At 72.5% G+C, this 18,632-nt stretch carries 22 protein-coding genes and 1 riboswitch; of the genes, 16 read left to right on the top strand and 6 right to left on the bottom strand.

What is annotated here, in order from left to right; genetic code table 11:
- Positions 1-51 precede the first annotated feature (51 nt).
- The 7 genes from BLR90_RS14375 to rpe are packed head-to-tail and all read left to right on the top strand — an operon-like array spanning position 52 to position 7,115.
- A complete protein-coding gene (locus BLR90_RS14375) occupies positions 52-2,100 on the top strand; it encodes a primosomal protein N' (protein WP_091025925.1) in 2,049 nt (682 codons plus the stop codon).
- Between the two features lie 48 nt (positions 2,101-2,148).
- Complete coding sequence (gene def / locus BLR90_RS14370) at positions 2,149-2,694, top strand: peptide deformylase (RefSeq protein WP_091025924.1); 546 nt, start codon at positions 2,149-2,151, stop codon at positions 2,692-2,694.
- Positions 2,694-3,620: a methionyl-tRNA formyltransferase gene (fmt, locus tag BLR90_RS14365; protein ID WP_091025923.1), complete on the top strand. Its 927-nt coding sequence runs from the start codon at positions 2,694-2,696 to the stop codon at positions 3,618-3,620. Before def ends, fmt begins: the two co-directional genes overlap by 1 nt.
- A gap of 24 nt (positions 3,621-3,644) precedes the next feature.
- On the top strand, positions 3,645-4,061 hold the full coding sequence (locus tag BLR90_RS14360; protein WP_091025922.1) for an MmcQ/YjbR family DNA-binding protein: 417 nt from the start codon (positions 3,645-3,647) through the stop codon (positions 4,059-4,061).
- Entirely contained in the window at positions 4,054-5,442 is a 1,389-nt protein-coding gene (locus BLR90_RS14355; protein ID WP_091025921.1) for an RsmB/NOP family class I SAM-dependent RNA methyltransferase, read from the top strand. The genes BLR90_RS14360 and BLR90_RS14355 overlap by 8 nt, the downstream gene beginning before the upstream one ends.
- 18 nt (positions 5,443-5,460) lie before the next feature.
- The gene (gene ligD / locus BLR90_RS14350; protein WP_371863154.1) at positions 5,461-6,426 is read left to right on the top strand and encodes a non-homologous end-joining DNA ligase; all 966 of its coding nucleotides are present in this window, start codon (positions 5,461-5,463) and stop codon (positions 6,424-6,426) included.
- A 26-nt stretch (positions 6,427-6,452) separates the two neighbouring features.
- Positions 6,453-7,115 carry a ribulose-phosphate 3-epimerase gene (gene rpe, locus BLR90_RS14345; protein WP_091025919.1) on the top strand — a complete coding sequence of 221 codons (663 nt, stop codon included), beginning with the start codon at positions 6,453-6,455 and terminating at the stop codon, positions 7,113-7,115.
- Here rpe and BLR90_RS14340 read toward each other — a convergent pair.
- Entirely contained in the window at positions 7,046-7,489 is a 444-nt protein-coding gene (locus BLR90_RS14340) for a hypothetical protein (RefSeq protein WP_091025918.1), read from the bottom strand. The genes rpe and BLR90_RS14340 overlap by 70 nt on opposite strands.
- A gap of 2 nt (positions 7,490-7,491) precedes the next feature.
- A complete protein-coding gene (locus BLR90_RS21065) occupies positions 7,492-7,629 on the bottom strand; it encodes a hypothetical protein (RefSeq protein WP_170254287.1) in 138 nt (45 codons plus the stop codon).
- A gap of 146 nt (positions 7,630-7,775) precedes the next feature.
- Positions 7,776-7,931: riboswitch (FMN riboswitch) on the top strand.
- A gap of 80 nt (positions 7,932-8,011) precedes the next feature.
- Between BLR90_RS21065 and ribD the strand changes: the two genes are divergently transcribed.
- The 7 genes from ribD to BLR90_RS14305 are packed head-to-tail and all read left to right on the top strand — an operon-like array spanning position 8,012 to position 13,066.
- A complete protein-coding gene (ribD, locus tag BLR90_RS14335; RefSeq protein ID WP_245715326.1) occupies positions 8,012-9,046 on the top strand; it encodes a bifunctional diaminohydroxyphosphoribosylaminopyrimidine deaminase/5-amino-6-(5-phosphoribosylamino)uracil reductase RibD in 1,035 nt (344 codons plus the stop codon).
- A 1-nt stretch (position 9,047) separates the two neighbouring features.
- Entirely contained in the window at positions 9,048-9,680 is a 633-nt protein-coding gene (locus BLR90_RS14330) for a riboflavin synthase (protein WP_091025917.1), read from the top strand.
- The gene (locus tag BLR90_RS14325; protein ID WP_091025916.1) at positions 9,677-10,951 is read left to right on the top strand and encodes a bifunctional 3,4-dihydroxy-2-butanone-4-phosphate synthase/GTP cyclohydrolase II; all 1,275 of its coding nucleotides are present in this window, start codon (positions 9,677-9,679) and stop codon (positions 10,949-10,951) included. The genes BLR90_RS14330 and BLR90_RS14325 overlap by 4 nt, the downstream gene beginning before the upstream one ends.
- Positions 10,951-11,439 (top strand): 6,7-dimethyl-8-ribityllumazine synthase, encoded by a 489-nt coding sequence (gene ribH, locus BLR90_RS14320; protein ID WP_091025915.1) that lies wholly within the window; start codon positions 10,951-10,953, stop codon positions 11,437-11,439. Before BLR90_RS14325 ends, ribH begins: the two co-directional genes overlap by 1 nt.
- A gap of 59 nt (positions 11,440-11,498) precedes the next feature.
- The gene (locus BLR90_RS14315) at positions 11,499-11,762 is read left to right on the top strand and encodes a phosphoribosyl-ATP diphosphatase (protein WP_091025914.1); all 264 of its coding nucleotides are present in this window, start codon (positions 11,499-11,501) and stop codon (positions 11,760-11,762) included.
- A gap of 10 nt (positions 11,763-11,772) precedes the next feature.
- The gene (hisG, locus tag BLR90_RS14310; protein WP_091025913.1) at positions 11,773-12,621 is read left to right on the top strand and encodes an ATP phosphoribosyltransferase; all 849 of its coding nucleotides are present in this window, start codon (positions 11,773-11,775) and stop codon (positions 12,619-12,621) included.
- Positions 12,605-13,066 carry a PH domain-containing protein gene (locus BLR90_RS14305; RefSeq protein WP_091025912.1) on the top strand — a complete coding sequence of 154 codons (462 nt, stop codon included), beginning with the start codon at positions 12,605-12,607 and terminating at the stop codon, positions 13,064-13,066. Before hisG ends, BLR90_RS14305 begins: the two co-directional genes overlap by 17 nt.
- On the opposite strand, the gene BLR90_RS14300 is transcribed toward BLR90_RS14305, so the two are convergent.
- The 4 genes from BLR90_RS14300 to BLR90_RS14285 all read right to left on the bottom strand — a co-directional run bounded on the left by BLR90_RS14300 (position 13,054) and on the right by BLR90_RS14285 (position 17,088).
- A complete protein-coding gene (locus BLR90_RS14300; protein ID WP_143016224.1) occupies positions 13,054-14,778 on the bottom strand; it encodes a sulfatase family protein in 1,725 nt (574 codons plus the stop codon). The genes BLR90_RS14305 and BLR90_RS14300 overlap by 13 nt on opposite strands.
- A gap of 63 nt (positions 14,779-14,841) precedes the next feature.
- Positions 14,842-15,429, bottom strand: coding sequence for a uridine kinase family protein (locus BLR90_RS14295; RefSeq protein ID WP_091025910.1), 588 nt, complete (start codon positions 15,427-15,429; stop codon positions 14,842-14,844).
- Positions 15,407-16,648 (bottom strand): amino acid deaminase/aldolase, encoded by a 1,242-nt coding sequence (locus BLR90_RS14290; protein ID WP_091025909.1) that lies wholly within the window; start codon positions 16,646-16,648, stop codon positions 15,407-15,409. The genes BLR90_RS14295 and BLR90_RS14290 overlap by 23 nt, the downstream gene beginning before the upstream one ends.
- Entirely contained in the window at positions 16,648-17,088 is a 441-nt protein-coding gene (locus tag BLR90_RS14285) for a cellulose synthase (RefSeq protein ID WP_143016223.1), read from the bottom strand. Before BLR90_RS14285 ends, BLR90_RS14290 begins: the two co-directional genes overlap by 1 nt.
- 40 nt (positions 17,089-17,128) lie before the next feature.
- Between BLR90_RS14285 and BLR90_RS14280 the strand changes: the two genes are divergently transcribed.
- Positions 17,129-17,623, top strand: coding sequence for an SseB family protein (locus tag BLR90_RS14280; protein WP_091025907.1), 495 nt, complete (start codon positions 17,129-17,131; stop codon positions 17,621-17,623).
- A gap of 303 nt (positions 17,624-17,926) precedes the next feature.
- Entirely contained in the window at positions 17,927-18,610 is a 684-nt protein-coding gene (gene infC / locus BLR90_RS14275) for a translation initiation factor IF-3 (RefSeq protein ID WP_091025906.1), read from the top strand.
- The last annotated feature ends 22 nt before the right edge of the window (positions 18,611-18,632 follow it).

Here is an 18,632-nt window from a genome sequence, read left to right as displayed (position 1 = left end):
GGCGCGACAGCGGGTGCGGGTCGGTCGGTGGGCGCTGGTAGAACTCTGGGCATGACCGGACCCGAGGAGCAGCCCGAGCTGCTCCCGGGCATGGTGCGGGCGACGGTCAAGGCGTCGCAGGCCAAGGCGCGGGCGACGAAGGCGCGCAAGGCCGCCGCCGCGGCCGTGGCCGACGTCGATCCCGTCGCGCGGGTGCTGGTCGACGTGCCGCTCGCCCACCTCGACCGGCCCTTCGACTACGCCGTGCCGGCGACCCTCGCCGACAGCGTCACGCCCGGGGTGCGGGTCAAGGTCCGCTTCGCCGGCCAGGACCTCGACGGCTTCGTGCTCGCGCGCACCGACACGACCGACCACCCGGGCACGCTCGCGCCGCTGCGCCGCCTGGTCAGCGCCGAGCCGGTCCTGTCCCCGGAGGTCGCCGCGCTCGCCGACGACGTCGCCGAGCGCTACGCCGGCACCCGTTCCGACGTACTCCGTCTCGCGCTGCCCCCGCGCCACGCCACCGTCGAGGCCGAGCCCTCCGAGCCGGCCCCACCGCTGGGGGAGATGCCCCCGCCGCCGGAGGGCTGGGCGGCGCATCCCCACGCTGCGGCGTTCCTCGGCCACCTGCGCACCGGGGGCTCCCCGCGTGCCGTGTGGGGCTCCGTCCCGGGCGCTGACTGGCCGGCGCTGGTGGCGCACGCCGCCGCCGAGACCTACGCCGGGGGCCGGGGCGTGCTCGTGTGCGTGCCCGACGGCAAGGACGTCGACCGCGTCGCCGCCGCGCTCACCGACCGGCTGGGCGCCGGCCACCACGTGACCCTGACGGCCGGGCGGGGGCCGGCCGCGCGCTACCGGGAGTTCCTCGCGGTGAGCCGAGGCGCTCGCCGCATCATCGTCGGCACCCGTGCGGCCGCCTTCGCGCCCGTCCACGACCTCGGCCTGGTCGTGCTCTGGGACGACGGCGACGACCTCCACGCCGAGCCGCGCGCGCCCTACCCGCACGTGCGCGAGACCCTGCTCCTGCGGGCCGAGCGTGAGGGCACGGCGGTGCTGCTCGGCGGGTTCGCGCGCACCGTCGAGGCGTCCCATCTCGTCAAGACCGGCTGGGCCCACGAGCTGGACCCCGAGCGCGACGCGCTGCGCCGCGCGGTCACGGTGAGCGTGGCCGGCGCCACCGAATGGGACCTCGAGCGCGACCCGCACGCGCGCGCCAGCCGGATGCCCCGCCAGCTCCACGCCTCGGTCGCCCGGGCCCTCGACTCCGGGCCGGTCCTGGTCCAGACCCCGCGGCTGGGCTACGTCACCTCCCTCGCCTGCGAGCGCTGCCGTACGCCGGCCCGGTGCTCCGCCTGCCAGGGTCCGCTGGCGCTCGGCGGACCTGCGGCGCCACCCGCCTGCCGCTGGTGCGGCACCGTCGACCCGGCCTGGTCCTGCGGCGAGTGCGGCTACCGCGGGCTGCGGGCCCCCGTCCTCGGCGACGCGCGCACCGCCGAGGAGCTCGGCCGGGCGTTCCCGGGCGTGCGCGTGCTCACCTCCTCGGGCGAGCGGGTGCTGGCCGCCGTCGACTCCGAGCGCGCGATCGTCGTGGCCACCCCCGGCGCTGAGCCGGTGGCGGCCGGTGGCTACACCGCGGTGGTCCTCCTCGACACCTGGCTGCTGCTCGGGCGCACCGACCTGCGCACCGACGAGGAGGCGCTGCGGCGCTGGTCCAACGCGGTCGGGCTGGTCCGTCCCGGCGGCGAGGCGATCGTGGTCGGAGACCCCGCCCACCCCGCGATCCAGGCGCTGGTCCGGTGGGACCCGGGCGGCTTCGCCGAGCGCGAGTCGGCACAGCGCCAGGAGGCCCACCTGCCGCCGGCGTCCCGGCTGGCGACCATCAGTGGCGAGCCCGGGGCCGTCGACGACGCGGTCACCCTGCTCGCGGCGCCGCCGAGCGCCGAGGTGCTCGGCCCGGTCGACCAGGCTGGTGACCATGGTGAGAGGGAGAGCCGGGTGGTGGTCCGGGTACCCCGCGCCCACGGCCCCGCCCTGTCGGCGGCCCTGGGCGAGCTTCAGCGGGTGCGCTCGGCGCGCAAGCTGGACGCCGTACGCATCCAGGTTGACCCGGTCGGTCTCTGAGCCTGAGGCCCCCGGAGCCGGCACCAGTGCCCTCCCTAGACTGGCGGTATGCCCGTCCAGCCGATCCGACTCTTCGGTGACCCCGTCCTCCGCCGTCCCGCGATCGAGGTCGTCGACTTCGACAAGGAGCTGCGCCGGCTGGTCGACGACCTCACCGACACGATGCTCGACGCGCCGGGCGCCGGGCTGGCGGCGCCGCAGATCGGGGTCGGCCTGCGCGTCTTCACCTGGTACATCGACGGCGAGCTCGGGCACCTGATCAACCCCAGCCTCGACCTCTCGACCGAGCTCCAGGACGGCCCGGAGGGGTGCCTGTCGCTGCCCGAGCTGACCTACGACTGCAAGCGGGCGCTCTCCGTGGTGGCCCGCGGTTTCGACGTGCACGGCGAGCCGGTCACGATCGAGGGCTCCGACCTGCTGGCCCGCGCGATCCAGCACGAGACCGACCACCTCGACGGGGTGCTGTTCATCGACCGCCTCGACACCGAGGCCCGGAAGGCCGCGATGCGCGAGATCCGCGAGTCCGAGTGGTTCGGGCTCGAGCAGCCCACCGTCCGGCTCAGCCCCCATGCGACCCGTGGGCTCGGTCTCTGATGCGGCTGGTCTTCGCCGGCACCCCCGAGGTCGCCCTCCCGGCACTCGACGCCCTGCTCGACTCCGGCCACGACGTGGTCGGGGTCGTCACCCGTCCCGACGCCCCCGCCGGGCGGGGCCGCAAGCTGGTCGCCAGCCCGGTCGCCCAGCGCGCCGAGGAGCTCGGGCTGCCGGTCCTCAAGCCCGACCACCCGCGCGACCCCGACTTCCAGCAGCAGCTGCGCGACCTGGCGCCCGACTGCTGCCCGGTCGTGGCCTACGGCGCCCTGCTGCCCCAGTCAGCCCTCGACATCCCGGCCCACGGCTGGGTCAACCTGCACTTCTCCTGTCTCCCGGCCTGGCGCGGCGCCGCGCCGGTCCAGCACTCGATCTGGGCAGGTGACGAGGTCACCGGCGCTACGACGTTCCGGATCGTGAAGGAGCTCGACGCCGGCCCCACCTTCGGCGTGATGACCGAGCGGATCCGGCCCACCGACACCGCCGGCGACCTGCTGGCGCGGCTGGCCGAGGGCGGGGCAGGCCTCCTCGTCGCCACCCTCGACGGCCTCGCCGACGGCTCCATCGTCGCCCGCGAGCAGCCGGAGGACGGCGTCTCGCTCGCGCCCAAGATCACCGTCGACGACGCCCGGGTCGACTGGGACCTGCCGGCGCACCTCACCGAGCGCCAGATCCGCGCGTGCACGCCCGCGCCGGGCGCGTGGTCCGTGTTCGAGGGGGAGCGGATCAAGCTCGGCCCGGTCACCGTCATCGACGAGCAGGTGCCGCCCGGGATGCTCGACGTCCGTAAGGCCCACGTCCTGGTCGGCACCAGCACCTACGCCCTCCGCCTGGGCGACGTGAAGCCGTTCGGCAAGAAGCAGATGGCCGCCACCGACTGGGCCCGCGGCGCCCGTCTCGAAAACGGGGCCAGGCTCGGTGCCTCGTGACCCAGGCTCCCCTAGGTTGGCGATATGAGTCGCGCGGCCACTCCCGACGACGTGGACGAGATCTGCCGCAGCCTGCCCGAGGTGGAGCTGGGCATCTCGTGGGTCGACCGTCCGACGTACAAGGTCCCGACCGGCCCCAAGGGCAAGGGGTTCCTGCTCTGCCGTGCGCCGCACAAGTCGGCGGTCGACCCGGAGACCGGCGAGGAGTACGACGACCTGCTGGTGATCATGACTCCCGGCCCGGCCGAGAAGGAGGCGCTGGTCGCGGACCCGGCGCTGCCGTTCTTCACGATCGACCACTTCAAGGGCTTCAACGCGGTGCTGGTGCAGCAGTCGCGGCTGGCCGAGATGAGCCGCGACGAGCTCGCCGAGATCATCACGGAGGCCTGGACGTGCAAGGCGCCCCGGAGCCTCGTGCGGAAGCTCTTCGGCGATGACTGACACCCCCACCAAGGGGCGCCGCCCGGCGCCCCGGGGCAGCGGACCCCGGCTGGAGATCGACCCCGCCCGGCTGGCCGCCTACGAGGTGCTCAAGGCGGTGCGGGTCGACGGCGCCTACGCCAACCTGGTGCTGCCCGCCGTGATCCGGCACTTCAAGCTCGACGCCCGTGACGCTGCCTTCACCACCGAGCTCGCCTCCGGCACGCTGCGGATGCGGGGCACGTACGACGCGATCATCACGTCCTGCGCGGACCGGCCGCTGCGCAAGATCGAGGACAAGGTGCTCGACGCGCTGCGGCTCGGCGCGCACCAGCTCCTGTCGATGCGGGTGCCCGACCACGCGGCGATCAGCACCACCGTCAGCCTGGTGCGCACCAAGGGCACGTCGGGGGCGGGAAACTTCGCCAACGCGGTCCTGCGCCGGGTCTCCGAGCACGACCTCGACGAGTGGATCGCGCTGGTCGCGCCGCACAAGTCGCCCAGCCGCTATGCCGCGGTGGCGTTCAGCCACCCCGTGTGGATCGTCGACGAGCTGCGCAAGTCGGTGGGGGAGGCGGAGCTCCATGCCGCCCTCGAGGCCGACAACCTCCCGCCCCGGGTGACGCTGGTCGCGCGGCCCGGGCAGGCCACGGTCGCCGAGCTCCCGGGCACGCCCACGGCGTACTCGCCCTACGGTGTCGTCCTCGAGGGCGGCGACCCCGGCGCCGTGCCGGCCGTCGCTGAAGGCCGGGCCGGCGTGCAGGACGAGGGCTCGCAGCTGGTCGCCGAGGTCCTGGCCACGGCTCCGCTCGACGGCCCGGACGAGCACTGGCTCGACCTCTGCGCGGGACCGGGCGGCAAGGCGGCCCTGCTGGCCGGGCTCGCGGGCCAGCGCGGCGCCGGGCTGCTCGCGCTCGAGCGCCAGCACCACCGCGCCCGGCTTGTCGCCTCGTCGCTGGCCGGCTCCAGCGGCGTGAGCGGCATCGTGACCGCGGACGGTACGACGCCGCCGCTGCGGCCCGGCTTCTTCGACCGGGTGCTGGTCGACGCGCCGTGCACCGGGCTCGGGGCGCTGCGCCGTCGCCCGGAGGCGCGGTGGCGCCGCAAGGCCGACGACCTGTTCACGCTGGTGCTGCTGCAGCGCACGCTGGTGGCCTCCGCGATCGATGTCACGCGGGTCGGCGGGCTGGTGCTCTACGCCACGTGCTCCCCGGTGCGCGCCGAGACCGACGACGTGGTCACCTCGGTGCTGCGTCAGCGCAAGGACGTCGTACTCGAGGATGCCCGCGCGCTGCTGCCGCAGGTGCCCGACTGCGACGGACACCTGCCCGGCACGGTGCAGCTGTGGCCGCACCGTCATGGCACTGACGCGATGTTCATGGCGCTGTTCCGGAAGGTCTGACATGGCGGCCCTGACATGGTGACCGGCAAGTCGCCCGCGATCGAGGTCGAGGTGGACGATCGGGTGATCCGCGTCAGCAACCCGGACCGGGTCTACTTCCCGGAGTCGGGTGCCACGAAGGCCGACCTGGTCGACTACTACCTCGCCGTCGGCCCCGGCATCGTCAACGCCCTGTTCGAGCGGCCCTGCATGCTGCATCGCTTCCCGAAGGGTCTGTCCGGCGACAAGGTGCACCAGAAGCGGCTGCCCGCCGGCGCGCCCCCGTGGGTCGAGACCGTGCGGCTGCACTTCCCACGCTGGGACCGGACCGCCGACGAGCTGTGCGTCACCGAGCTCGGGTCGGTGATCTGGGCGGTCCAGATGTCGACGGTGGAGTTCCACCCGTGGAACAGCCGTCGCGAGGACCCCGAGAGCCCCGACGAGTGGCGCATCGACCTCGACCCCGGCCCGCTCTCGGACTTCGCGCAGGTGCAGCGCGTCGCGCACGTCGCCCACGAGATTCTCGACGAGCTCGGTGCGGTCGGCTACCCCAAGACCAGCGGCGGCTCCGGGCTGCACATCTACGTGCGGATCCCTCCCGACCACGGCCACAAGGTCGTCCGCCGAGCGGCGCTCGCGTTCGCGCGCGAGGTCGAGCGGCGCGCACCCGACGACGTCACCACCACCTGGTGGCGCAAGGACCGCGACCCGCACCACCTCTTCGTCGACTACAACCAGAACGCCCGTGACCACACGATCGCGGCCGCCTACTCGGTACGCGGCGTCCCCGACGCCCGGGTCTCCACCCCGGTCCGCTGGGACGAGATCGACGATGTCGATCCCCACGACTTCACGATCTTCACCGTTCCCGCGCGCTTCGCCGAGCTCGGTGACCTGCACGAGGACATCGACGACCATCCCTTCGACATCACCCCGCTGCTCGACTGGGCCGACCGCGACGAGCGTGAGGGGTACGAGACGCCCGAGGAGCCGGAGGAGGCCTGAGGCCCCCTCGGCCCTAGGCTGGGCCCGTGGGAATCCAGATCACGCCGAGCATCCTCAACGCCGACTTCGCCCGGCTGGGCGAGGAGGTCGCACGCATCGGCAGCGCCGACTGGGTGCACGTCGACGTGATGGACAACCACTTCGTCCCCAACCTGACGTTCGGGCCGACCATGGTCGAGGCCCTCGCCCGCTCGACCGACATCCCCCTCGACGCGCACCTGATGATCGAGGACGCCGACCGCAACGCCCTGGAGTACGTCGACGCCGGCTGCGGGTCGGTCACGTTCCACGTCGAGGCGGCCAAGGCGCCCGTGCGGCTCGCCCGCGAGATCCGGGCCGCCGGCGCCCGGGCCAGCATGGCCCTACGGCCGGCCACCCCGATCGAGCCCTACGAGGACCTGCTCCCCGAGCTCGACATGCTGCTGATCATGACCGTCGAGCCCGGCTTCGGCGGCCAGAAGTTCCTGGACCTGTGCCTGCCCAAGATCCGGGCGGCCCGGGCGATGCTCGACAAGCACGGCATCGAGACCTGGCTCCAGGTCGACGGCGGGGTGTCCCTCGAGACGATCGAGCGCTGCGCCGAGGCGGGCGCCGACACCTTTGTCGCGGGTTCCGCGGTCTACTCCGCCGACGACCCCGACCGGATGGTCGCCGAGCTCCGGGCCGCCGCGGAGGCGGCGCGCTCCTGACCCGTCGTCGCGATCGCCCTGGCGGTCTCGAGCGGCATCGGGTCCAACGCCGCGCACACGGCTGCAGTGAGTCCTTCGAGTAGCGCGTACAGGGCATCCAGCTCGGGGCGGGCCAGGTGGTAGTCGAAGGCCCGCGCAAGAATCCCGACCTCCTCTGCCCGCGCCTCCCGGATCGTCTCCGACAGCGACTCCGCGCTGCGACCGAGATCGCACCGGCTCAGCCAGACGCGCGCCTCGACGATCTCGTCGGGATCACGCGGCAGGAAGGCCAGCGCCTGCGCGGTGTAGCTGCGGCGAGAGATCTCGTCGCGTCGCGCCCGGCCCGTGCGATGAGCGGCCACGCGGAGCAGGTGCTCGCGTGAGGCGTAGTGCATGGTCAACGAGCCGGGCTGATTCGGCTCTCCCGGCCGATCGCGCGCATGGTCAGTCCGGCGGCGCCGTCCCTGGCGAGGAGGTCGTTGATGGCGCGCACCACGGTGTTAGTGCGGGACTCGGTGTCGAGCAGGCGCGGCATGACGTCATGCCACCACGTCCTGCTCCCGGTTGCCGGCTCTCTCCACAGGCAGGGCCTCCACCTGGCAGCGGAGGGTGGCCGACATCCGGGCACCCGCACCGTCCGCTCAAGCGATGTGGCAGGCTTGTCCCTGACGAGCTAACAACTCGCGTGCTCTGGGGTCGGTGCAATTCCGAGCCGGCGGTGATCCGTTCGAAGCCTTGCTTCGCTCGGAAGTCCGCGACCCGGTCACAGCCAGTGACCGGTTGACCAGGTGTGATTCCTGGACCGACGGTTAAAGTCCGGATGGGAAGCGCACGCAGGTGACGTCGACGCACGAGCAGTTGGTGTGTCCGGCGCCGCCGTCCGCCCCGGAGTCCACGCACGGACCCGAGGGCAGGACATGACTTTCACGCCAGGCACCTTCTGGCCGGCCGAGCAGGCGGCGATGACCCGCGCCCTCGAGCTCGCGGTCACGCCCGGCGTCCCACTGGGGCCCAACCCGCGGGTGGGGTGCGTGCTGCTCGACGACACCGGAGCGACGGTCGCGGAGGGCTATCACCGCGGCGCGGGCACGGCGCATGCCGAGGCCGACGCGCTGGCCCACGCGGGCGAGGCGGCGCGGGGCACCACGGCGGTCGTCACCCTCGAGCCGTGCAACCACACCGGGCGCACCGGGCCGTGCTCGCAGGCGCTGGTGGCCGCCGGCGTACGCCGGGTGGTGTTCGCCCAGGAGGACCCCAACCCGGTCGCCCGCGGGGGAGCCGACACGCTGCGTGCCGCGGGCATCGAGGTCGAGAGCGGGCTGCTCGCCGCGGAGGCCCGTGAGGTCAACCGGGTGTGGACGTTCGCCACCGACCACCAGCGTCCGTTCGTGACCTGGAAGTTTGCCACCACGCTGGACGGCCGCAGCGCCGCCGCCGACGGCACGTCGCGCTGGGTCTCCGGCACGGCCGCCCGCCGCGACACCCACCGGCTGCGGGCGCTGTGCGACGTGATGCTGGTCGGCACCAACACGGTCGCCGTCGACCACCCCCGGCTCAGCGTGCGCGACGACGACGACCAGCCCCTGGCGCTCCAGCCGCTGCGCGTCGTGATGGGGGAGCGCGACCTAGCCGACCACGGTCTCGACCTGCACCTGCGCACCCGCGACCCGGTGACCGCGCTCAAGGAGCTCTTCGCCCGCGACCGGCAGCACGTCTTCCTCGAGGGCGGGCCGACCCTCGCTGCGGCGTTCCTGCGGGCCGGCCTGGTCGACGAGATCGTCACGTACGTCGCCCCCATGCTGCTCGGCGCCGGCAGCGCAGCCGTCGCCGACCTCGGAATCAGCACCATCGCCGGGGCGTTGCGTCCCACGGTCACCGACATCACCGTGCTGCCCGGCATCGAGGGCGAAGAGCCCAACATCCGCCTCACCATGACCCCGCAGGGAGCCTGACATGTTCACCGGAATCGTCGAAGAGCTCGGCACCGTCGCCGCCGTCGAGGACCAGGGCGACGCCATCCGGCTCACGGTGCAGGCGTCCACCGTCCTGGACGACGCCGGTCTGGGCGACTCCATCTCGGTCAACGGCTGCTGCCTGACGGTGGTCTCGCACGACGGCCTCAAGTGGACCGCCGACGTCATGCAGGAGACGCTCGACAAGACCAGCCTCCACGGCGTGCGCCCGGGCGACCGGGTCAACCTCGAGCGCGCGGTCACCGCCGAGAAGCGCCTCGGTGGCCACATCGTGCAGGGCCACGTCGACGGCGTCGGCCACGTCGTGAGCCGGACGCCCAGCGAGCACTGGGAGGTCGTCGAGATCTCACTGCCGGCGCCGGACGCGAAGGGGAGCCTCGGGCGCTACCTGGTCGACAAGGGCTCCATCACCGTCGACGGCGTGAGCCTGACCGTCGTCGAGGTCCGGGGCGACACCTTCACGGTCAGCCTCATCCCCGAGACGCTCGCCCGCACCACCCTCGGCCTGCGCCAACCCGGCGACCGGGTCAACCTCGAGGTCGACATCATCGCCAAGCACGTCGAGAAGCTCATCCAGGCATACGCGCACGACCCCAGCAAGGAGCAGTCATGACCAACCACCAGCACGGGAAGGTCCGCCTCGACAGCATCGAGCGCGCGATCGCCGACATCGCCGACGGCAAGGCCGTGGTGGTCGTCGACGACGAGACCCGCGAGAACGAGGGCGACATCATCTTCGCCGCCAGCAAGGCGACGCCGGAGCTGATGGCCTTCACGATCCGCTACTCCAGCGGGGTGATCTGCGTGCCGATGCCGGCCGACATGCTCGACCGGCTGGAGATCCCGCTGATGACGCCGCACAACAAGGACAAGCTCCGCACCGCCTACACGATCTCGGTCGACGCCCGCGACGGCGTCAGCACCGGCATCTCCGCGGCCGACCGGGCCCACACCGTGCGGGTGCTCGCCGACTCCGCGACCGAGCCGTGGGAGATCACCCGGCCGGGCCATGTGTTCCCGCTGCGCTACCGCGAGGGCGGCGTGCTCGTACGCCGCGGCCACACCGAGGCGGCCGTCGACCTGGCCACCCTCGCCGGCCTCACGCCTGCCGGGGTCCTGGTCGAGGTGGTCAACGACGACGGCACCATGAAGCGCGCGCCCGAGCTGCGGGAGTTCGCCGACGAGCACGGGCTGGCGATGATCTCGATCGACGACCTGGTGCGTTACCGGCGCCGCCACGAGAACCTCGTCGAGCGGGTCGCCGAGACCCGGTTGCCGACCCGCCACGGCGACTTCACGGCGTACGGCTACCGGATCACGGTCGACGGCAGCGAGCACATCGCGCTGGTCTACGGCGACGTGGGCGGCTCCGACCCGGTCCTGACCCGGGTGCACTCGGAGTGCCTCACCGGCGACGTGTTCGGCAGCAGCCGCTGCGACTGCGGCCCGCAGCTCGACGAGGCCCTGGAGCGGATCGTGGCCGAAGGGCGTGGCGTGGTGGTCTACCTGCGCGGGCACGAGGGCCGTGGGATCGGCCTGGTGGCCAAGCTGCAGGCCTACCAGCTCCAGGACGGCGGCCGCGACACCGTCGACGCCAACCTCGACCTCGGGCTGCCGGCCGACGCGCGCCACTACGGCACGGCCACCCAGGTCCTGCGCGACCTCAAGGTCGAGAGCGTGCGGCTGATGACCAACAACCCCGACAAGGTCGACAACCTCGAGGACTTCGGGATCAAGGTCGCCGAGCGGGTCCCGCTGACCCCGCACCCCAACGACCACAACCTCGCCTACCTGCTGACCAAGCGCGACCGCATGGGCCACCACCTGCCCGACCTCGACAACGACCGATCCGACCAAGCCGACCACGACAGGGGAGTCATCTGATGAGTGGCCACGGAGCACCCACCCAGGAACCCGTCGACTGCCACGACCTGCGGGTCGCCGTCGTCGCCGCGAGCTGGCACACCCAGGTGATGGACGGCCTCGTGGCCGGCGCCGAGCGGGCGCTGAGCGCCCACTCCGTCGAGGCGCCCGTCGTGGTCCGCGTCCCGGGCACGTTCGAGCTCCCGGTCGTGGCCGCGGCCCTGGCCACGCAGGGGTACGACGCCGTGGTGGCCCTGGGCGTGGTCATCCGCGGCGGCACGCCGCACTTCGACTACGTGTGCTCCGCCGCGACCGACGGCCTGACCCGGGTCGCGCTGGACCACCAGACCGCGGTCGGCTTCGGCGTACTCACCTGCGACACCGAGCAGCAGGCCCTCGACCGCGCCGGGCTCCAGGGCTCCGCGGAGGACAAGGGCTACGAGGCGACCGCCGCGGCGCTGCTGACCGCGCAGACCCTCAAGCGCGTCAAGCGCGGCTACGAGGCCTGACGTCTCGCGCCCCACGCCCGGGAGCGGCCGTAGCGCGCCCGGACCGTAGGCTGAGGCCCGTGAAGACGTTCGACGAGCTCTGGGCCGAGCTGAGCGACAAGGCTCGGACCCGCCCCGATGGATCCGACACCGTGCGCGCGCTCGACGCCGGGGTGCATGCCATCGGCAAGAAGCTGGTCGAGGAGGCCGCCGAGTCCTGGATGGCCGCCGAGCACGAGGGCAAGGAGCGGGCGGCCGAGGAGATCAGCCAACTGCTCTACCACGCCCAGGTGCTGATGCTGGCCAGCGGCATCGAGCTCGACGACGTCTACGCCCACCTCTGAAGGTTGTTCCATGTCCCTCTTGCGAGTCGCGGTCCCCAACAAGGGGTCGCTGTCCCAGTCCGCGTCCGACATCCTGCGTGAGTCCGGCTACCGCCAGCGCACGGACTCCAAGGAGCTGACGCTCATCGACGCCGAGAACGGCGTCGAGTTCTTCTACCTGCGCCCGCGCGACATCGCGCTGTACGTCGGCGAGGGCACCCTCGACGTCGGCATCACCGGCCGCGACCTCCTGCGCGACTCCGGCGCCAAGGCCGAGGAGTCGCTCAACCTCGGCTTCGGGCGGAGCACGTTCCGCTTCGCCGGGCCGGTCGGCAAGTTCACCGACCTGGGGCAGCTCGCGGGCACCCGCATCGCCACGTCGTACGTCGGGATCGTGCGCGCGTTCCTCGAGGAGCGCGGCATCGAGGCCACCGTCACCCGGCTGGACGGGGCGGTGGAGTCCAGCATCCAGCTCGGCGTCGCCGACGTGATCGCCGACGTGGTCGAGACCGGCAGCACCTTGCGCCAGGCCGGCCTGGAGACGTTCGGGGAGCCGATCCTGGAGTCCGAGGCGGTGCTCATCACCCGCAACGGCAACGTGCCGGCCGACTTCGAGATTTTCAAGCGCCGCGTCGACGGTGTCCTCGTGGCACGCAGCTTCGTGATGATGGACTACGACATCGAGGAGCAGCACGTGACGACCGCCGTGGCGCTGACGCCCGGCATCGAGGGTCCGACCATCTCCCCGCTGCATCGCGAGGGCTGGGTCGCCGTCCGCGCCATGGTCCCGCGGGCCGGCGCCCAGCGCCTGATGGACGAGCTCTACGGCATCGGTGCGCGCGGGATCCTCACCACCGACATCCATGCCTGCCGACTCTGAGCCGTCGCTGGTCCCGCTGCCGCACACGTGGCGGCCGCTGGGCCCGCGGATCGCCGGCATCGTGGCCGGCGCCGTCGTCCTGGTGATCACGGTCTTCCTGTGGGTGGGCTTCGACGCCGAGACGCGGGCCGCGGTGACGCCGTTCCAGCGGGGCACCGTGGTCGCGTTCGGGCTCCTGGCCGCCTCCGTGATCCACGCGCTGGCGCGCTCACGCGCGGATGCGGAGATCGACGGGCTCGTGGTGGTCAACGGCTACCGGCGCCACACCTACGCGTGGGAGCAGATCATCGCGGTCCGGATGCCGCCGGGAGCCCCGTGGGTGACCCTCGACCTCGCCGACGGCACGACCGCGTCGGTCATGGCGATCCAGGGTTCCGACGGTGAGCGCGCCAAGCGCGCGCTGCGCCAGCTCCGTGCGCTCGTCGACCGCCCTCAGAACCCGTAGACCCGCCGGACCCGCTGCCAGTAGCCGCGCGTCAGCTTGGCCTCGAGCGCGGAGCCGGCGCGGAGCACGCGCGGGAGCAGCACGCGGCACTCCGGGCCCACACAGCTGCGGGTGCGCCACCAGACGCGGCCCAGCGCGCGCTCGACCGCGGCGTAGCCGGGCTGTCCGTGGACGTTGTCCAGCTGGAGCGGGTCGCGCTTGAGGTCGTAGAGCTCGTGCTCGCCGGTGCGGTTGCGGATGTAGGAGTAGCGCACGGTGCGGATGCCGATGGAGGTGCGCGGGCCACCGAAGCCGGGCGTACGGCGGGCGGCCCCCTCGCCGTGGGTCGACTCGTTGAGCACGGGTACGGTCCAGCCGCGGTCGCCGCGCCGCATGGTCGGCACCCGGCTGGTGCCGTCGGCGCGGTACGGCGGGCGGGCGCCGGCGAGGTCGAGGATCGAGGCGGTGACGTCGATCGTGGTGATCGGGTCGTAGCGGTTGGCCTTGGTGCGCATGCCCGGCCCGGTGACCAGGAACGGCACCCGCAGCGACGGCTCGTGGGCGCGGACCTTGCCGCTGCGCCGCCGGTGCTCGCCCAGGTAGTAGCCGTTGTCGGAGGTGAACATGAAGACCGTGTTCGCCCACTCGCCGGAGCGCTTCAGCTCGCGGATCAGCCGATTCACCTGCCGGTCCATGACGTAGATCGCCTCGGCGCGCTGCCGGGTCAGCTCGGCGAGCGCCCCGCGCTCTCTCGCGTTGAGCTCGGGCAGCCGGCTGAACGCGTGGGGCTTGTCGGAGACGTCCGGCTCGCTCGACCCGCCGGCCTTGGGCATCCCGGCGCCGCGGGTGATCAGCGCGTCGAAGCGGCCGCGCACCGACGGGGGCCGGGCGGGGGTCCGGACGTCCTGGCGCCGGCCGCGGTCGTCGGTCAGGAACGACGGCGGGTCGTCGGGCTCACGCGGCCCCCCGAAGTGCGGGGCGACGTAGTTGACGTACATGAAGAACGGCTCGGCGCGCCGGCCGAAGCCGCGGGCCATGTCGACGGAGAAGTCACCGATGACGTTGGACTGGTAGCGACCGCGGTAGCGGTTGTCGATCTTGCCGTTCACGTTGAACGGGGTGTCCATGTAGTTGTAGGTGCTGCCGTGCACGCCCAGGCCGTGGGTGGCGTCGATCGACGCCCGCCAGTCGGTCCAGCCCCGAGGCACGTACTTGAAGGACCGCTTGCCGCTGACCTTGGAGCGAGCGGGGCCGTAGCGGTTGAGGTACTTGCCGACGAAGCCGGTCGAGTAGCCCGCGGCCCGCAGCGAGGTCGCGAGGGTGCGGGAGTCGTCGAAGGCGCCGTAGCCGTAGGGCGCCTCGTGCCAGTAGACGTGGTGGTTGTGGGCGTAGCGCCCGGTGAGGAACGACGCCCGGGCGGGGCAGCACAACGGGTAGGGCGAGAAGGAGTTCTGGAAGGTCAGCCCGTGGTTGCCGACCGCGGCCCGCAGGGACGGCATGTGCAGGAGCTCGTCGACGCGCATGTCGTCGGCCATCACGACCACGATGTTCGGCTTGCCGCGGGGCTTCTGGGGCGTGACCGGGCCGATGGCAGCCGCCTCCGAGACCGCCTCCGGCGTGGCCGCCAGTCCCACGTGGGGTACGGCGAGCCCGACCGCGACCATCACCAGCAGCAGCGCCGGCCCGATGATTTTGGGCGCGCTGAAGCGGCGGGGAGAGGACGACGGGAGCACCGGCACAACTTAGGTGACGCGTGGTGACGCGGTTTTGTTCGCCCCTCCCCGAAAATGGGTGGCTCAGGGGTTCCAGCGGGCGATCGGTGCCCGGCGACCCGTGCCGTCGACGACGAGGTCCGCGCGGGTGCTGGTGTCGTCTCGGGTGAAGTGCTCCGCCTCGTCGCGCATCCAGCGACGCCAGCGGTCCTCCAGCAGGGCACCGTCGCGCTCGAGCCCCCGGGCCAGGCGCAGGTCCGAAGGCGCCTCGACCCACACCAGCACGGTGCACAGGCCGGCGTACGCGCGGGAGCCCGACCCGACGCCCTCGAGCACCAGCAGCGGCCCCGGCTCGACGGTGACGGTCTCGACGTACTGGCCCAGGTCCCAGTCGTATCGCAGGTAGTGACCCGTGTGGTCCTCGGCCAGCGGGAGCAGCAGCGCGTCGAGCTGGTCGGCGACGCGGGGGAGACCCTCCCAGCCGTCGTAGAGCGCGTCCATGTGCACGACCAGGGCGCCGGCCAGCCGGCCGATCGCTGCGGCCAGCGTGGTCTTGCCCGAGCCCGCTGGGCCGTCGACGCAGATCAACCGGCCGGAGCCCAGCGTCGCGGGCAGCGCGCGAGCCCGCTGGAGCGCGGTCTCGGCGACGTCAGAAGGCGTGGCCGTGACCACGGTAGGTCCGGACCTCCTGGGTCAGCTCCCGGCCGGCGAGGAGGTGCACGGTGTTGGTGTGCTCGAAGAGCTCGCCGGACTTGGCGTGGCGGAACCACACCAGGTCGCCGATCGCGAGCAGCCCGGCCGGGTGGCCGGTGAGCGGGGTCTGGACCTCTCCGGCGCCCTCGAGCCCGGTCAGGTGGAGACCGGCCGGTGCCCACGGGATGGGCAGCCGGTCGGTGCCGGCCGGGCCCGAGGCCACGAACCCGCCTCCGTGGACGGTGGCGAGGTGCGGCGAGGGGCGGCGTACGACGGGCAGGCCGTAGAACGCAGCGGGCCGGGGCCGGAACGACTGGTAGTGGTCGAACAGCCCCGGGACGAGCAGCCCGGAGCCCGCGGCCACCTCGGTGACCACGGGGTCGGCCACGGTCGCCTCGACCGAGCCGGACCCGCCGGCGTTCCAGAACTCCAGGTCGACGATCTTGCGCAGGGCGTCCGAGATCTCGCGGCGGCGGACCTCCAGCTGGGTCATCGACATCGACTTCAGCCGCCGGACGACGAGGGACTTGGCCCGGGCGGTGGGCACGTCGTCGGGCAGCCCGGCGACCTGGCCCTCGTAGGTCATGACGCCGACCAGCCGGAAGCCGGGGCGGTCGAGCACGGCCTGGGCCAGCTTGACGACCGCGTCGGCGTCGTAGAGCGGGGAGCGCTTGGGGCCGACGTGCTGGCGGCCCAGGCGCAGGCCGGCGTCGATCTCGATCGCGACGCGGATGGGTACGGCGTGCGACCTCCGCACCGAGTCGACCACGTCGAGGTGGGCGAGGTCGTCGATCATCAGCGTGACCCGTCCGGCCGCGCGGGGCGACTCGACCAGGCGGGCCAGCGAGCGCCGGTCGACGGTGGGGTAGGCCACGACGATGTCGTCGGTGATGCCCTCCTCCTCGAGCCACAAGGCCTCGGCCAGCGTGTAGGCCAGGACGCCGTGGAAGCCGTCGCGGGCCAGCGCCCGGCGCAGCAGCGCGGGGACCCGGATCGACTTGGACGCCACCCGGATCGGGGTGCCGGCCGCGCGCCGCAGCAGGTCGTCGGCGTTGGCGTCGAACGCGTCGAGGTCGACCACCATCAGCGGTGTCGACAGGGGAGTGCCGTGGGTCTCGACGGCGTCCTTGAGCCGCGCCCAGAGGCGGTTGCGGTCGACGAAGGACGAGCCGTCGTGGCTGTCCTGCTCCGGCCCCATCAGCTGATCCCGCGCTTGCGCAGGAGCGCCTCGATCTCGGCCAGGTCGTCGTCGATCGCAGGTGCGGCGCGCTTCTGCCGGGCGGCCGGCAGCGACTTCTCGGACGGCGTAGGGGACTCCGTCCGCGACGTCGGCTCCGGGCCGCGGCGCTGCTCGAGTGCTCGACCGACGCCGAAGAGCACGACCCCGACCCCGGCCAGGACGACCCCGAGCCAGACGACGGGGCTGAAGACGAGAGACGTGGCCCAGTCGACGACCGCGTCACCGATCTCGGTGAGCATCTGGAGGGTCTTGGTGAGGTAGGCGGCGAGCGGCAGCAGGGTCAGCCCCGCACCCTTCAGCGCGGCGGGGAGACCGCGCCGCTGGTAGGCGATCCAGGTCCAGATTCCACCCAGCAGGGTGAGCGTCAGCGCAAGCGCTGCCCAAGTCACGTCGTCCACCCGCTCAGGGTGGCACATCAGCAGCAGCGACAATGGCTCTGTGAGCGAACGACGCCTCCTCGGTCCGGCCTTCCCCGACGACACCGGCCAGGCCGACCCCGACGTACGGCGAGCGCTGACGTCGTACGACGAGGACCCGGCGCTGCACGCCGACGCGCTGGCCGCGCTGGCCGGCGCCCGCCTGCTGGTGCCCATCGTCGCCGTGCTCGGTGAGGTCGAGGTGGGCGAGGACGGCCTGGCCCGCGACAAGACCAGCGACATGGCAGCGGTGCTGCTCGAGGGCGCCGACGGACGGCTGGCGATGCTCGCGTTCACCGGCACCGACGCGATGGCCGCGTGGGACCCCGCGGCCCGGCCGGTGCCCGTGGCCGCCTCGACCGCCGCCCAGGCGGCCCTCCAGGAGCACGCCGCGGCGCTCGTCGTCGACATCGCCGGCCCGGCCACCTACGTCCTCGAGGGCGACGACCTGGTCGGGGTCGCCTCCGGCTGGACCCTCACCCGGGTCGGCGACCGCTCGGCCTGGCTCCGTCCCTGATTGGGCTCCCGACGGAATGTTCGACTAGCATGTGGCGTTGACCGATCAGTCCAGGAAACTGGACCGATCACACAAGCGGAGTCAGCTTCATCGTCTCCCACCCGCATCGACCGAAACAGGTCGTCGGGTCCGGTCCCGCAGGCTCCGGCCTTGCGTGAGCGCCTAGCGCACGCGCAGACCCGAAGCCTACGGAGTCGCAGAAGCCTTTGAGGTGGACGCGATGCGACTGGCTTCCGCTTGAGACAGCGGGAGCCGTTCTTCATTTGAGGGCGGTTCCCGGGCCCCGAACACACTGGAGGACACATCAGCACCGAGCTTCGTATCAACGAGCGGATCCGGGTACCCGAGGTCCGCCTCGTCGGACCCAACGGCGAGACGGTCGGCATCGTGCCGACCGACCAGGCCCTCAAGCTGGCCCAGGAGGCCGACCTCGACCTCGTCGAGATCGCCCCCCAGGGCAAGCCGCCCGTGTGCAAGCTCATGGACTACGGGAAGTTCAAGTACGAGAACGCCCAGAAGGCCCGTGAGGCGCGCCGGAACCAGACGAACGTGATCATCAAGGAGATGAAGCTTCGTCCCAAGATCGACGCGCACGACTACGAGACCAAGAAGGGTCACGTGGTGCGGTTCCTGCGCGCCGGCGACAAGGTCAAGATCACGATCATGTTCCGAGGCCGCGAGCAGCACCGTCCCGAGCTGGGCTTCCGGCTGCTGCAGCGCCTGGCCGAGGACGTCACCGAGCTGGGCTTCGTCGAGTCGTCGCCCAAGCAGGACGGCCGCAACATGATCATGGTGCTCGGCCCGCACAAGAAGAAGGCCGACGCCCGCATCGACATGCAGGCCGAGAAGGACTCCAAGGCCGCAGAGCGAGCAGCGCTGGTCGAGGAAGAGCAGGCCGAGCGCGAGGCCGCACATGCCGCGGGTCCCGTGGCGCAGAAGAAGGAGCGCGGCCGCTCCGAGAACCTCGATCCCGAGATCGAGGCCTGAGACCCGGGGCCCAGCGCCCCAC

The organism is Nocardioides szechwanensis (assembly GCF_900103935.1).
GTDB classification, from domain to species: domain Bacteria; phylum Actinomycetota; class Actinomycetes; order Propionibacteriales; family Nocardioidaceae; genus Nocardioides; species Nocardioides szechwanensis.
Note: the sequence above shows the minus strand (reverse complement) of the source record. Positions and strands in the feature narration are given on the sequence as shown.

Coding starts and splice junctions, on each gene's coding strand:
- ribH (WP_091025915.1), top strand. CDS start 10,951: ATGAGTGGCCACGGAGCACCCACCCAGGAACCCGTCGACTGCCACGAC.
- BLR90_RS14290 (WP_091025909.1), bottom strand. CDS start 16,648: ATGGGGCCGGAGCAGGACAGCCACGACGGCTCGTCCTTCGTCGACCGC.
- ribD (WP_245715326.1), top strand. CDS start 8,012: ATGACTTTCACGCCAGGCACCTTCTGGCCGGCCGAGCAGGCGGCGATG.
- BLR90_RS14305 (WP_091025912.1), top strand. CDS start 12,605: ATGCCTGCCGACTCTGAGCCGTCGCTGGTCCCGCTGCCGCACACGTGG.
- BLR90_RS14340 (WP_091025918.1), bottom strand. CDS start 7,489: ATGCACTACGCCTCACGCGAGCACCTGCTCCGCGTGGCCGCTCATCGC.
- BLR90_RS14325 (WP_091025916.1), top strand. CDS start 9,677: ATGACCAACCACCAGCACGGGAAGGTCCGCCTCGACAGCATCGAGCGC.
- BLR90_RS21065 (WP_170254287.1), bottom strand. CDS start 7,629: ATGCCGCGCCTGCTCGACACCGAGTCCCGCACTAACACCGTGGTGCGC.
- def (WP_091025924.1), top strand. CDS start 2,149: ATGCCCGTCCAGCCGATCCGACTCTTCGGTGACCCCGTCCTCCGCCGT.
- BLR90_RS14375 (WP_091025925.1), top strand. CDS start 52: ATGACCGGACCCGAGGAGCAGCCCGAGCTGCTCCCGGGCATGGTGCGG.
- hisG (WP_091025913.1), top strand. CDS start 11,773: ATGTCCCTCTTGCGAGTCGCGGTCCCCAACAAGGGGTCGCTGTCCCAG.
- fmt (WP_091025923.1), top strand. CDS start 2,694: ATGCGGCTGGTCTTCGCCGGCACCCCCGAGGTCGCCCTCCCGGCACTC.
- BLR90_RS14355 (WP_091025921.1), top strand. CDS start 4,054: ATGACTGACACCCCCACCAAGGGGCGCCGCCCGGCGCCCCGGGGCAGC.
- BLR90_RS14360 (WP_091025922.1), top strand. CDS start 3,645: ATGAGTCGCGCGGCCACTCCCGACGACGTGGACGAGATCTGCCGCAGC.
- BLR90_RS14330 (WP_091025917.1), top strand. CDS start 9,048: ATGTTCACCGGAATCGTCGAAGAGCTCGGCACCGTCGCCGCCGTCGAG.